Below are 13,638 nucleotides of genomic sequence, written 5' to 3' on the forward strand. Positions count from 1 at the left end.
TCCCAAGAGGCGAGCTCGTTGTGCGGTGGCTCGCTCGATGCCTAGATCATGACCGCACAGGGACGAAGTCAAGCGCGGGGGCGGCATGTCTGGGACGCATCGAAGCGCAGGAACCCTAACGTCCTTCGCCTGCGCGCCAGAGAGCGTCGAGGCCGTGCCGATAGGTGGGGCAGGCCAGCGTGACGCCGAGCTCGCGCTTCAGTTTCTCGTTGGAGACGCGGGCGCTGCCGGCATAGAAGCTGCGCGCCATCGCCGACATCTCGGCGGTGGCGAACGCTTCTTCCGGCGGCGGCGCCACGCCCATCAGCTGCGCGGCATAGCCGATCACGTCCTGCGGCGGCGCCGGCTCATCGTCGCAGACGTTCCAAACGCCGCCGCCCTGGTGACGAAGAGCGGCCATGATCGCGCTCGCGATGTCGTCGACGTGGATGCGGTTGAACACCTGTCCCGGCTTGATGATGCGCCTCGCGGTTCCCGCGCGCAGCGTTAACAGCGCGTTGCGGCCGGGACCGTAGATGCCGGCAAGCCGCAGGATCGCCGCATCGCCGGCCGTCGCATCCGTCCAGGCCTGCTCCGCCGCGATCCGCATCCGCGTGCGGTCGAGGATGGCCTGCGGCGGCGTGCTCTCGTCGACCCAGCTGCCTGCGTGATCGCCATACACGCCGATGGTCGAGAGATAGACGACCTTGCGGCGGCTTCCCTGCAGCACGCCGCCAAACGCCGCGATCGCGGGATCGCCGGTGCTGCAGGGCGGGATCGACACCAGGAGGACGTCGGCGTCGCGAACCCGTTCAACCGTCTCGGGCGACGGAAGACTACCGGAAAACGGATGCACCTCGATCCCGGCAAGGTCATTCCGCTGCGCGGGATCGCGCACGGTGCCGGCGACATGCGAGAAGCTGCCGCCGTGCTGGCGGACGAACTGCCGCGCGCTGTAGCCGAGGCCGAGGATGAAGAGCCGCATGCGTCTCCTGTGCAGATCGAAAGTTCCCGTTCGCGCCGTCGCGCGCCGTTCGCTCATAAGAGATTTTTGGGTCCGGCAAAAGATATTGCGATTTTACTCGCCCTTCGGCTCGGTCGATGCTCGCTTCAGGCGGCGTCGGAAGGGAGGCATCGATCATGCAGGCCGAAGCGTTGGTTCAGGCGCCAGCAGACGCCGCCGAACTGATCCGGGGCGCGGCCGCGCTGATCTTCGACGTCGACGGCACCGTGGCCGAAACCGAGGAGCTGCATCGGCAGGCCTTCAATCTGGCCTTCGCCCGCCTCGGTCTCGACTGGCAGTGGGACCGCGCCGTCTACAAGGACCTGTTGCGGGTGACGGGCGGCAAGGAGCGCATGCGCGCCTACCACGAGAGGCTAGTGACCGCTCCGCCCTTGTCGGACGGGGACATCGCAGAACTTCACCGCATCAAGACCGCGCATTATGCCGAATTGGTCGAGGCCGGCCGCTGTCCCTTGCGGCCAGGCGTGACGGATTTGCTCAGGGCCGCGAAGGCGCGCGGCCAGCGGCTTGCGATTGCGACCACCACATCGCACGGCAATATCGATGCGCTGCTGTCGCAGGCGCTGGGCAAACGCTGGGCCGCGGATTTCGATGCGATCGTCGCCGGCGACGACGTCAGGCACAAGAAGCCGGCGCCCGACGTCTATCTCGAGATTCTGGCGCGGCTGAAGCTCGAGGCGTCCGATTGCGTTGCGATTGAGGATTCCGCCAACGGTCTGATCGCGGCCTCGCGCGCCGGCGTCCCGGTTCTGATCACCCGCAGCACGTTCTTCGGGGACGACGACTTCACCGGCGCGCATGTCGTGCTCGACGATCTGTCGGAACTTTCGGCCCGCCAAACAAAAGCTGAAAAACAACCCCATGCACAGTAGATCACGGCGCCGTGATCGCCGTGCTCAGTGGACGCGGTGAATGGCTCTATCGTCCTCGGCCTGCTCGACAATCTGTGCGATCGGACTGGACTGATGATGCACCAGGCGCCAGTCGTCGCCGACGCGGCGAAAATGGTTCGCCGCAGCCAGCGCGGTGCCGTCGACGATCTCGATGCAGAGCACGCGGGCGCTGTCGCCGTCGACGATGGCCTGCGGCTCGGCGCAGACGATCTGCGGCCGCTGCGGGTTTTGCAGGATGTCGCGCCAGCTTCCGATCACGGTGGCGCGGCCGATGATGGCCGGCCAGCCGGGATGGATGCAGGAGATGCCGTCGTCATCCGCCCACATCCGTTCCATGCCGGCGAAGTCGCCGGTCGAGAATGCCGCGTAAAAGGCCGCGTTGGCGGCGATGACCTTGGTGTCGTTTCCCATCGCTCTCGGGTGGGGCAAGGACAGGCAAAAATCAAGCGCGACTTTCCGTCGACTTTGGCCGCAGTGCAGCATTCAGGATGCTGCCCGCGTCGTGGTCACGCTGAAACGTGCGTTGCCACGGCCCGCCGCGCGCCGTCGGCATAGAGGCGGCCGAGCGCCGCGGTGACAGCCTCGCGCAGGCGCGGCTCGGCGCCGAGCGGCCCGAACACCTTCGCCACCCCGAGCAGTGCCGGCGCGAGGCGCTCGGCAACGGGTCCTGCCTCGCGCGCCAGCGCGGCGAACTCGGCGGCGAATGGATCGCGCACGTCGATCGGCCGTCCCTGCTCGTCGACGCCGCTGACGTAGCGGATCCAGCCGGCCACCGCCAGCGCATGCGTTGCGATGGGCAGGCCTCTGGCAAGGCGATCCTGCATCGCGCCGAGCAGCCGCTGCGGCAGCTTTTGCGAGCCGTCCATGGCAATCTGCCAAGTGCGATGGTGCAGCGCCGGATTGGCGAAGCGCTTGAGCAGCGAGGCGCGATAGGCGGCGAGATCCGTGCCTGATGGCATGGTCAGCGTCACCGCGGCCTCTTCCATCACCTGCGCGGCGAGGCGCGCAAAATGCGGATCCTGCATCGTGTCGGCGATGGTCTCGTAGCCGGAGAGATAGCCGAGATAGGCCAGCGCGGAATGGCTGGCGTTGAGCAGCCGCAGCTTCATCAGCTCGAACGGCTTGACGTCGCCGACGAGCTCGACACCCGCTGCGGCAAGGTCCGGCCGGCCCGCGGTGAAGCGGTCCTCGACCACCCATTGCGTGAACGGCTCGGTCATGACAGGCCAGGCGTCGCGCATGCCCAGCGCCGATGCGACCGCATCGCGGTCGGCATCCGTCGTCTCCGGCACGATGCGGTCGACCATGGTCGAGGGGAAAGCAACCGTGTCGGCGATCCACTTGCCAAGTTCCCTGGACCGCAGCGCGGCGAACTGCGTGACGATCCGCTGCACGGTGTGGCCGTTGGCGGCGAGGTTGTCGCAGCACAGCACGGTGAAGGGCGAAAGACCCTGCGCCCGCCGGCGTGCCAGCGCGGCGACGATGAAGCCCGGCGCCGAGCGCGGCGCGTCGAAATTGTTGAGGTCGTGCACGACATCAGGATGCCGCTCGTCGAGATCGCCGGTCTGCGGCGTGTGGCAATAGCCCTTCTCGGTCACCGTGAGCGAGACGATGCGGATGGCGGGATCGGCCATCCGCTCCACCAGGGCTGCCGGCTTCTCGCGCGCGACGACGCTGTCGAGCAGGGCGCCGATCACGCGGTGCTCGGTACCTTCGGCGGCGCGCACAGCGACGGTGTAGAGATGGTCCTGCGGGGCGAGGGCGTCGCGCGTCTCCGGGCTGCGCAGGCTCGCGCCGATGATGCCCCAGGACATGCTGCCCCTAGCAAGGCTATCGTCGATGACGACGGCCTGATGGGCACGATGAAACGCCCCGAGCCCGAGATGCACGATGCCGGGCGTGACGCGCGATCGGTCATAGGCCGGACGGCGGATGGCAGGTGCCAGCCGGTCGAGATTGGCGCGACCAAGGCGCATCGAGCTCTGGCGCATGGACGTCTCCCCTTGCTTTGCCGCTGCTTGACATGGCGTCCGTATCAGGTCAATGCTCCGGTCAATTGGTAAGACCAATTTTCCAAAATTGGCGGGTCGCGGGCGCCGGAGGCGCCGCGCGAGACCTTTTCGGGAGGACCAGCGTGCCGCTGGAAGCTGTGGAGGCGAGACGGCTCTATCGCCAGGTCGCCGATCAATTGCGAAGCCTGATCGACAGCGGCGAGTACGCGGTCGGCAGCCGCTTGCCGACCGAGCGCGACCTCGCGGAACAGCTCAAGGTGTCGAGGCCCACGGTGCGCGAAGCCTTGATTGCGCTCGAGGTCGAAGGGCGCCTGCGCATCCGCGTCGGATCCGGCATCTATGTGATCGAGCCCGCCGCCGTGGCCGCGCCGACAGCTACTGCCGTCATCGAAGGCCCGTTCGAACTCTTGCGCGCCCGCGAATTCCTGGAGAGCGCCATCGCCGAACAGGCCGCGCGCGTGGCGACCAAAGATGACATCGACCGCATCGACGCCGCGCTCGTCGCGATGGAGAATGTCGACCATCCTGGCGAAGCCTCGATGGTTCATGACCGCGCCTTCCATATCGCCGTGGCAGGATGTCTCGGCAATGCCGTGCTGGTGCGGGTTGTCGGCGAGTTGTTCGACCAGCGCCTCAATCCCTATTTCGCGCAGCTAGCGCATTATTTCGAGAATCCCACCACGTGGCGAACCGCGCTCGATGAGCACCGGGCCGTGCGCGACGCCATCGCTGCGCGCCGGCCGCTGACGGCCCATGACGCCATGCGCGATCACCTCGCGCATTCGCAGGAGCGCTTTGCACAGAATTTTGGTGCCGAGACATCAGCAGGGGCGCCGGCTGCACGGAGGCGAGCGGCGCCGTCCGGGGTTCAGCCGGCGAAATCAAAACGACCATCGAAGAAACAGGCCAAGAGCGGCAGCTCGCGGCGGCGATGAGATTAGGCGGCCCGCATCCATGCCGGGGCGGGCGAACAAGCAGACTTGAACGATGGAGGAAAAGTCGATGTTAAAGAAGATGACGATTGCAGCAGCGATTTCCGCCGCCACGCTGTTGGCGGCGACCAGCGCCAGCATGGCGCAGACCAAGCTCAAATGGGCTCATGTCTACGAGCCCTCGGAGCCGTTCCACACGGCGTCGGTCTGGGCCGCGCAGGAGATCAATAAGCGCACCAACGGGCGCTACCAGATCGAGGTCTATCCGGCCTCGCAGCTCGGCAAGGAGACCGACATCAACCAGGGCCTGTCGCTCGGTTCGGTCGACATCATCATCTCCGGATCGAGCTTCGCGGCCAAGAGCTTCGCGCCGATCGGCGTGACCTATTATCCCTACACCTTCCGCGATGCCGATCATCTGCTCGCCTACACCAAGAGCGACATCTTCAAGGAGCTCGCCAAGGGCTATGAGGACAAGAGCGGCCACCACATCGTCGCGGTGACCTATTACGGCGTGCGCCAGACCTCGTCCAACAAGCCGATCAAGACCTGCGCGGACATGAAGGGCCTGAAGATCCGCGTGCCCGACGTTCCGGCCTATCTGGCGATGCCGCGCGCCTGCGGCGCCAACACCGCGCCGATCGCGTTCGCCGAGGTCTATCTCGCGCTCCAGAACGGCACCGTGGAGGCGCAGGAAAATCCGCTGACCACGATCGAGGCCAAGAAGTTCTACGAGGTGCAGAAGCACATCGTGCTGACCGGCCACATCGTCGACCATCTCAACACGGTGATCGCCGGCGCGCTGTGGAAGAAGCTCAGCGACGAGGACAAGAAGATCTTCACCGACGTGGCGCAGGAGGCGGCTGCCAAGGCAACGGGCGAGATCAAGCAGAACGAGGCCAAGCTGGTCGCCTTCTTCAAGGACAAGGGGCTGACCGTGACCGAGGTCGACAAGAACGAGTTCCGCGACACCGTGCTGAAGAACGTCGCGTTCGAGACCTTCGGCTACCGCAAGGCGGATTGGGAGAAGATCCAGGCGGTGAAGTGACCGCCGCTTGCCCCGCCATAAGACCCTCATGGTGAGGAGCGCGAAGCGCATCTCGAACCATGAGGGCCCCGGTGTGCCCCGGGGGCATCCTTCGAGACGCTTGCTTCGCAAGCTCCTCAGGATGAGGAGCGGAGCAAGCGTGAGACAGTAGAACAAAGACGTCATTCCGGGTTCTCGCTTCGCGAGCCCCGGAACGACGATTTGGAGAGAGGTAACATGTCCACCGCCGAAATCCACCGGCAGATCACCGCCGACGAGATCGCGCACACCTTCGAGGAGGAGGCGACGCCGAAAGTCGATCTCGGCGTCTACGCCTTCGAGGACTGGGTGGCGCTGGCGATTTTCTGGGTGATGGCGCTCGCCGTCTTCCTGCAGTTCTTCACCCGTTACGTGCTCAACGACAGCTACGCCTGGACCGAGGAGATCGCGACCTATTGCCTGATCGGCGTGGTCTTCATCGGCTCGTCGATGTGCGTACGGCTGTCGCGGCATATCCAGGTCGACCTTGTCTATCGCTACCTGCCGCATGCCGTAGGACGCGTGCTGTCGACCGCGATCGACCTGATCCGGATCGCCTTCTTCGGCTACGCCATCAAGCTGGTCTGGGTCTACATCAGGATCATCGGCGACGAGCAGATGACCACCATCAATCTTCCCAAGGACTATGTCTATTACGCCGTGCTGCTCGGGTTCGTGCTGATGTTCGCACGCTCCGTGCAGGTGGCAATCCAGAACTGGCGGCAGGGTTACTCGGTCCTCGAACGTCCCGGTGCCTACGACGGATCGGAAGGATAAAACCATGCTGCTGTTGCTCGGAGGCTTTCTCGTTCTCATGCTGCTCGGCGTTCCCGTGGCGATCGCCATGGCGGTGTCGTCGCTGCTCTACATTCTGGTCAGCGGCGTGACGCCCGACGTCACGCTGGCGCAGCGCATGATCGCCGGCGTCGAGAGCTTCCCGCTGCTCGCCGTGCCCTTCTTCATCCTGGCCGGCAATCTCATGAACATCGCCGGCGTCACCGGGCGCATTTACAAATTCGCCGTCGCGCTGGTGGGGTGGATGCGCGGCGGCCTCGGCCACGTCAACATCATCGGCTCGGTGATCTTCTCCGGCATGTCCGGCACCGCGATCGCGGACGCCGCCGGTCTCGGCACCATCGAGATCAAGGCGATGAAGGACCACGGTTACTCCACCGAGTTCTCGGTCGGCGTCACCGCGGCCTCGGCAACGCTCGGGCCGATCATCCCGCCGTCGCTGCCGTTCGTGATCTACGGCATGATGGCGAACGTCTCGATCGGCGCGCTGTTCCTGGGCGGCGTCATTCCCGGCGTCGTGCTGACGCTGTTCATGATGGTGACGGTCACCTATTTCGCGCACAAGAACAAATGGGGCAGCGACACGCCGTTCTCTTGGCCGCAGCTCGGCTCGGCCGGGCTCGAGATATTGATCGTGCTGTCGTTCCCGATGGCGATCTGGCTGATGGTCCTCGCCGGCCTCTCGGTCAACATGGCCGTCGTCATCGGCCTCGGCACGCTGCTCCTGATCGACTGGTATTTCGACTTCTCGGCGGTGATGGCGCTGATGGCGCCGGTGATCCTGATCGGCGGCATGACGCTCGGCTGGTTCACGCCGACGGAAGCCGCCGTCGCCGCGGTGATCTGGTCGCTGTTCCTCGGCCTCGTGCGCTACCGCACCATGACGTTCCAAACCGTCGCCAAGGCGACCTTCGACACCATCGAGACCACGGCCTCGGTGCTGTTCATCGTCACGGCCGCCTCGATCTTCGCCTGGCTGCTGACGGTGTCGCAGGCGGCGCAGATGCTCTCGGACTGGATGCTTAGCATCACCCAGAACAAATGGGTGTTCCTGGCGCTCGCCAACGTGCTGATCCTGTTCGTCGGATGCTTCATCGACACCACAGCGGCGATCACCATTTTGGTGCCGATCCTGCTGCCGATCGTGCTCAAGCTCGGCATCGACCCCATTCATTTCGGCCTGATCATGACGCTGAACCTGATGATCGGCCTGCTGCATCCGCCGCTCGGCATGGTGCTGTTCGTGCTCGCCCGCGTCGCCAAGCTCTCCGTCGAGCGTACGACGGTGGCGATCCTGCCCTGGCTGGTGCCTCTGATGCTGGCGCTGATCGCGATCACCTTCATTCCCGACCTGACCCTCTGGCTGCCAAAATACATGGGACTCTCCAAATGACCTCGACTGCTCTCGCCGCGACCCTGTTCGGCCCCGAAGACCTGCGCATGATCGAGCATCCGCTCGACAAGCTCGCTGACGGCATGGTGCGCATCCGCTTCGGCGCCGGCGGCATCTGCGGCTCGGACATGCACTATTTCCGTCATGCCCGCACCGGAGACTTCGTGGTGAAGTCGCCGCTGGTGCTGGGCCATGAGATCTCCGGCGAGGTCGTCGAGATATCCGGCGCGGCTGCGAACCTGAAGGTCGGCGACCGCGTCGCGGTCAACCCGTCGCGCTGGTGCGGCCATTGCGTCGCCTGCCGCGAAGGCCGGCCGAACCTGTGCGAGAACATCTATTTCATGGGCTCGGCTTCGAAGACGCCGCACATGCAGGGCGGCTTCGCCAACTACTTCGATGCGATCCCTGCGCAGTGCGTGAAGATTCCCGATCACGTGTCCTACCAGGCGGCCGCGCTGGCCGAACCGCTCGCGGTGTGCCTGCACGCGGTGGCGCGCGCCGGCAAGATCGAGGACAAGCGCGGCATCATCTTCGGTGCCGGCCCGATCGGGCTTCTGACCATGCTCGCGGCGCACCGCGCCGGCATGGCTGACATCACCGTGGCCGACATCGCGCCGGCGCCGCTGGCCTTTGCGACCAAGCTCGGCGCCTCCCACGTCGAGAACGTCTCTGCCGGCGAGGAAGGGTTGAAGGCGCAGGCTGCGTCGCGCCCCTATGACGTCGCGTTCGAGGTCTCGGGCACGGCCGCGGGCCTTGCCAGCGCGATCGGCATCGTCAGGCGCGGCGGCGTCGTGGTGCAGATCGGCAACCTGCCGGGCGGCCAGATCCCGACGCCGTCGAATGCGGTGATGGCCAAGGAGATCGACCTGCGCGGCTCGTTCCGCTTCGGCTTCGAGTTCATGAATGCGGTGGAACTGATCGGCAACGGCAGCGTCGATGTGCTGTCGCTGGTCACCGCCGAGCGGCCGCTCTCGACCGCGCCCGACGCGCTGCGGCTGGCGCTCGACCGTTCGCAGAGCGTCAAGGTCGTGCTGACCGCGAACTGACTTTTGTTTTGACGCGTTTTCTTCACGCGAACCGGTACCCACTTCGCTCGAAAACGCTTTGGGAGGCAGCACATGATGCTGGAGGGATGGCGCTGGTACGGACCGGATGATCCGGTCTCGCTCGATGATGTCAGGCAGGCCGGGGCGAGCCAGATCGTCTCGGCGCTGCATCAGGTGCCGATCGGAGAGGCCTGGACGCGCAAGGCGGTCGAGGAGCGCAAGAACTTCATCGAGAACGGCCAGCCCGGCCGCTCGCAGCTGACCTGGTCGGTGGTGGAATCGATTCCGATCCCTGACGACGTCAAGCGCCTCGGCGGAAATGCGACCAAGTCGATCGAGGCGTGGATCGCGAGCCTGGAGGCGGTCGCCGCGTCCGGCATCAAGATCATCTGCTATAACTTCATGCCCGTGGTGGACTGGTGCCGCACCGATCTGGAATGGGAGCTGCCGAACGGCGCCCGTGCCATGCGCTTCGACCAGGACCGCTTTGCGGCATTCGAGCTGCACATCCTGAAGCGCCCGGCGGCTGCTCAAGAGTATACCCCCGAGCAGCAGGCGCGCGCTAAAAAGCTGTTCGAGCAGATGAGCCAGGCGGATATCGACTATCTCGTCATGGTCATTGCCAGCGCGCTGCCGGGCTCGACCACCGAGCCGATGACGATCCCGCAATTCCGCGATCGGCTGGACACCTATCGCGACATCACGCCAAAGATATTGCGGCAGCATCTCGCGGAATTCCTCGCGCGCGTAACGCCGGTGGCCGAGCAGCTCGATGTCTCCTTGACGCTGCATCCGGACGATCCGCCGCGGCCGCTGTTCGGCCTGCCGCGCATTGCTTCCAGCGCCGACGATTATCAGGCGCTGTTCGATGCCGTGCCGTCCAAGGCCAACGGCATCTGCTTCTGCACCGGCTCGCTCGGCGTGCGCGCGGAGAACAATCTCCCTGATATGGCCGAGCGCTTCGGCCCGCGCATCGCGTTCGCCCATCTGCGCGCGACCAAGCGCGAGGCGGACGTCCTGTCGTTCTACGAGTCCGACCATCTCGACGGTGACGTCGACATGATCGCGGTGCTCAAGGCGCTGTTGAAGGAGAACGCGCGGCGCGCACCGGACAAGAGAATCGTGTTCCGTCCCGATCACGGCCACCGCATGCTCGACGATCTCGCCGCCACCAAGCGCACCAATCCCGGCTACACCGCCATCGGCCGCCTGCGCGGCCTCGCAGAGTTGCGCGGTGCGATCAGGGCGATCGAGCATCGGTAGCGGGCAAACCTCTCTCCACACTGTCATTGCGAGGAGCTCTTGCGACGAAGCAATCCAGAATCCCTCCGCGGAAAGACTCTGGATTGCTTCGCTGCGCTCGCAATGACGTGGAGGGAGGGGGGCGACGCCTCCACAGCGTCATGGCCGGGCTTGTCCCGGCCATCCACGCCTTACCACGTGGCACGGCGAACGTGGATGCCCGGGACAAGCCCGGGCATGACGGCTTCTTGTGAAGCTCGCTCCAGGCTCAATAGCACGCCGCCATGGCGCCGAGCTTCGGATAGAGCCGGTCGATCGCGGCGATCTCGCTTTTCATCTGCGCGATGATCCAGTCGCGGATCTCGGCGGCGATCGGGCGCATCGCGCGGTTGCGCGGCGGCAGGAATTCGCAGATGCGGCGCGTGGTGGTGAGCCGGTCGGAGGCCGGCACCAGCGCGCCGGTGAGCAGCCAGTGCGAGGCGACCGTCAGCCAGCCGAGCGCAATGCCCTGGCCGAGCAGCGCGGCCTGCACCACGACGGCATAGTCGGTGAAGCTCAGCGCCTTGGCCGCGCCGCGGCGGCCGGTGAGGAGCGAAGCGTAATCCGCGGCCCAGTCGCCCGGCGTCTCGGCGAGGCGAATGATGGTGTTGCCCTCGGTGGGATCGGTCTCGCCGAGATAGGTGGGGCTGCACATCGGCAGCATCACTTCCTTCATCACCAGCGTGCCGCCGGAGGGCGGCTCGTCGCGATCGCGGAAGCGCATGCCGAGATCGACATTCTCCACCGGCCCGCGCAGCGCGCCGGAAATCAACTGGAAGCGCAGATCGACTTGCGGAAACTGCTTCTGCAGCTTGTCGATGCGCGGCATCAGCCAGTGCGTGGTGAAGGCGGAGGAGACCGACAGCGTCACCGTCTCGGTGCCCTTGCGCCGCCGCTCGATCTCGACGAGCCCGCTCTCGATGCTGCGAAAGCCTTCGAGCACTCGGCGATAGAGCAGCTCGCCTTCTTCGGTGAGCACCGCGCGGCCCGCCTTGCGATCGAACAGGCGAACGCCGAGATGCTCCTCGAACTGGCCGAGCATCCGGCTCACCGCCGGCTGCGTGACGTTCAGCTCGGCGGCCGCAGCCGTGAAGCTGCCATTGCGCGCCGCCGCGTCGAAGACGAACAGGGCGTTGCTGGACGGCAGCATGCGACGGAGCTCTGGCATAACGTCATGTTATGGGCGCGGTGAGAATTTGGCAATTGCCGGATTTTGCCAAGTCTGGTGTCATCAGCATGACAGCTTAAAGACAGGCCCTTCGAGAGAGGATTTGGTGCAGCGCACGCTTTGCCGTGAGTGCTCCAAATCCCTGTCTATAAAGCAGGCTTATGGCGCGCAGTGAGGCACGCCGGCTGAGGGACATCGCGAGGTCGATCGTTGGACAAGCGCGCGGAGAGCGTCGAGATCAGGTCCGCCAGCAAGGCCTATGGCGCCGTTCGCGCCCTCGACGACGTTTCGCTCAATGTCAGCGCCGGTGAATTCGTCTCACTGCTTGGCCCGTCCGGCTCCGGCAAGACCACGCTGCTCGGCATTTTGGGCGGCTTCATCCTGCCGACCTCAGGCACGATTCTATTCGGAGGCCGTGACGTCACCTACATGCCGCCGCACAAGCGCGACATCGGCGTGGTGTTCCAGAATTACGCGCTGTTTCCGCACATGAGCGTCGGCGAGAACGTCGCCTTTCCCTTGCGCGCGCGACGCCTGCCGAAATCCATCTGGCCGGACAAGGTGCGCGCAGCGCTCAGCATGGTCGGGCTTGCCGGCTATGAAGAGCGCGGCATCGCGCAGCTCTCCGGCGGTCAGCGCCAGCGCGTGGCGTTGGCGCGCGCCATGATCTTCGAGCCGCGCCTGATCCTGATGGACGAGCCGCTTTCCGCGCTCGACAAGCAGCTGCGCGAATCCATGCAGATCGAGCTGCGCGCGTTGCACAAGCGCATCGGCGCGACCATCATCTACGTCACCCATGACCAGCGCGAGGCGCTGACCATGAGCGACCGCGTCGCCGTCATGAAGGACGGCCGGCTGGTTCAGATCGACGAGCCGGCGCGGCTGCACGATCACCCCGCCGATTCCTTCGTCGCCAGCTTCATCGGCGAAGCCACGATGCTGCCGGTTCGCCGCGTCGATGCCGCCAGCGTCGCGCTCGGCAACGTCTTGCTGCGCAGCGCGCGCGCCATTCCCGATGGCGATGCCCTGATGCTGGCCGTGCACAGCGAGAAGCTGCTGATCGATGATGGCGCGCAGGATGCCGCTTGCAACCGGCTGACCGGGACCGTCACCGACATCGTCTATCAGGGCGAGAGCCTGCGCATTTTCCTCGCGCTCGCCGATGGCATCGCGCTCAGCCTGCGCCAACCGAGCTATCACCAGGCCTATCACCGCATCCCGCCGCTCGGCGGCAGCCTCACCGTTACGCTCCACCCCGAGGACACCATTGTCGTGCCCAGGGTGGACTGAATCCAGCCTTGTTCAACCGAGAGAAGAAGCGATATGTCGACCCAAGCCGCGTTCAGCAATTTCAAGGTCCTCACCTTCGACGTCGTCGGCACCCTGATCGATTTCGAGACCGGCGTACTTGAAGCGGTGCGCAAGATCGGAGGCAAGAAGGCGGCCGAGCTCAGCGACGAGCAGATCTTCGAATCCTACAAGCGAGGCCGCGACAAGCATTATGAGCGCTCCAGCGAGGTGATGTTCTACGTCTACCGCTATCTCGCCAAGGAGCTCGGGCTGCCGGCGGACGATGCCTCCTGTGACGTCTTCCAGCTTGCCGTGCTGCGCTGGGGGCCGTTCTCGGACTCGGTCGAGGCGCTGAAGCGCCTGCGCACAAAATTCCGCCTGGTCGCGATGACCAATGCCGACCGCGTGGCACTCTCATGCTACGCGCATGCGCTCGGTAATCCCTTCGATGACACCGTCTGCGCCGACGACACCGGCGTTGCAAAACCGAACCCGGAATTCTTCGCCTACAACAAGGGCCGCCAGTCCGCCTTCGGGTACAAGCAGTCCGACATCCTGCACGTCGCGCAGAGCCAATATCACGACATCGGGATCGCGCGGAAGCTCGGCTACAAGGTGTGCTGGATCGAGCGCCGCCAGGGCATCGCCGGATTCGGCGGCACGCCGGCGGTGGAGACGCTGACCAAGCCGGACTTCCATTATCCGACGTTGAAGGCGCTTGCCGACGCGGCCATCGGGCCGGCGACGTAACGGAGAGCT

At 65.3% G+C, this 13,638-nt stretch carries 13 protein-coding genes; 9 read left to right on the forward strand and 4 right to left on the reverse strand.

Annotated features, from left to right (window positions below; all coding sequences use genetic code 11):
- Nucleotides 1-115: 115 nt before the first annotated feature.
- Nucleotides 116-964 carry an SDR family oxidoreductase gene (locus I6F09_RS21420; RefSeq protein ID WP_225188977.1) on the reverse strand — a complete coding sequence of 283 codons (849 nt, stop codon included), beginning with the start codon at nucleotides 962-964 and terminating at the stop codon, nucleotides 116-118.
- A 155-nt stretch (nucleotides 965-1,119) separates the two neighbouring features.
- On the opposite strand from I6F09_RS21420, the gene I6F09_RS21425 reads away from it, so the two are divergent.
- Nucleotides 1,120-1,875, forward strand: coding sequence for an HAD family hydrolase (locus I6F09_RS21425; RefSeq protein WP_225188978.1), 756 nt, complete (start codon nucleotides 1,120-1,122; stop codon nucleotides 1,873-1,875).
- A 24-nt stretch (nucleotides 1,876-1,899) separates the two neighbouring features.
- Here the strand turns inward: I6F09_RS21425 and I6F09_RS21430 are convergent, their stop codons facing one another.
- Nucleotides 1,900-2,307, reverse strand: a complete 408-nt coding sequence (locus tag I6F09_RS21430; protein WP_225188979.1) for a nuclear transport factor 2 family protein — start codon at nucleotides 2,305-2,307, stop codon at nucleotides 1,900-1,902.
- 95 nt (nucleotides 2,308-2,402) lie between these two features.
- Complete coding sequence (locus I6F09_RS21435; protein ID WP_225184702.1) at nucleotides 2,403-3,887, reverse strand: mannitol dehydrogenase family protein; 1,485 nt, start codon at nucleotides 3,885-3,887, stop codon at nucleotides 2,403-2,405.
- Between the two features lie 143 nt (nucleotides 3,888-4,030).
- Between I6F09_RS21435 and I6F09_RS21440 the strand changes: the two genes are divergently transcribed.
- The 6 genes from I6F09_RS21440 to uxuA all read left to right on the forward strand — a co-directional run bounded on the left by I6F09_RS21440 (nucleotide 4,031) and on the right by uxuA (nucleotide 10,403).
- Nucleotides 4,031-4,843, forward strand: a complete 813-nt coding sequence (locus I6F09_RS21440; RefSeq protein ID WP_036007117.1) for a FadR/GntR family transcriptional regulator — start codon at nucleotides 4,031-4,033, stop codon at nucleotides 4,841-4,843.
- A 67-nt stretch (nucleotides 4,844-4,910) separates the two neighbouring features.
- A complete protein-coding gene (locus I6F09_RS21445) occupies nucleotides 4,911-5,888 on the forward strand; it encodes a sialic acid TRAP transporter substrate-binding protein SiaP (RefSeq protein ID WP_036007140.1) in 978 nt (325 codons plus the stop codon).
- A 216-nt stretch (nucleotides 5,889-6,104) separates the two neighbouring features.
- Nucleotides 6,105-6,683 carry a TRAP transporter small permease gene (locus tag I6F09_RS21450; protein ID WP_036007120.1) on the forward strand — a complete coding sequence of 193 codons (579 nt, stop codon included), beginning with the start codon at nucleotides 6,105-6,107 and terminating at the stop codon, nucleotides 6,681-6,683.
- A gap of 4 nt (nucleotides 6,684-6,687) precedes the next feature.
- A complete protein-coding gene (locus I6F09_RS21455; protein ID WP_225126143.1) occupies nucleotides 6,688-8,094 on the forward strand; it encodes a TRAP transporter large permease in 1,407 nt (468 codons plus the stop codon).
- Nucleotides 8,091-9,140, forward strand: coding sequence for an L-idonate 5-dehydrogenase (locus I6F09_RS21460; RefSeq protein ID WP_225188980.1), 1,050 nt, complete (start codon nucleotides 8,091-8,093; stop codon nucleotides 9,138-9,140). Before I6F09_RS21455 ends, I6F09_RS21460 begins: the two co-directional genes overlap by 4 nt.
- Before the next feature lie 72 nt (nucleotides 9,141-9,212).
- On the forward strand, nucleotides 9,213-10,403 hold the full coding sequence (gene uxuA, locus I6F09_RS21465; protein ID WP_225188981.1) for a mannonate dehydratase: 1,191 nt from the start codon (nucleotides 9,213-9,215) through the stop codon (nucleotides 10,401-10,403).
- Between the two features lie 247 nt (nucleotides 10,404-10,650).
- Here the strand turns inward: uxuA and I6F09_RS21470 are convergent, their stop codons facing one another.
- Complete coding sequence (locus I6F09_RS21470) at nucleotides 10,651-11,589, reverse strand: LysR family transcriptional regulator (protein WP_109144796.1); 939 nt, start codon at nucleotides 11,587-11,589, stop codon at nucleotides 10,651-10,653.
- A 210-nt stretch (nucleotides 11,590-11,799) separates the two neighbouring features.
- On the opposite strand from I6F09_RS21470, the gene I6F09_RS21475 reads away from it, so the two are divergent.
- Entirely contained in the window at nucleotides 11,800-12,879 is a 1,080-nt protein-coding gene (locus tag I6F09_RS21475; RefSeq protein WP_225146828.1) for an ABC transporter ATP-binding protein, read from the forward strand.
- Between the two features lie 33 nt (nucleotides 12,880-12,912).
- Complete coding sequence (locus I6F09_RS21480; protein ID WP_036027384.1) at nucleotides 12,913-13,629, forward strand: HAD family hydrolase; 717 nt, start codon at nucleotides 12,913-12,915, stop codon at nucleotides 13,627-13,629.
- The last annotated feature ends 9 nt before the right edge of the window (nucleotides 13,630-13,638 follow it).

It is taken from the genome of Bradyrhizobium sp. IC3195 (assembly GCF_020193585.1).
Taxonomy (GTDB): Bacteria; Pseudomonadota; Alphaproteobacteria; order Rhizobiales; family Xanthobacteraceae; genus Bradyrhizobium; species Bradyrhizobium yuanmingense.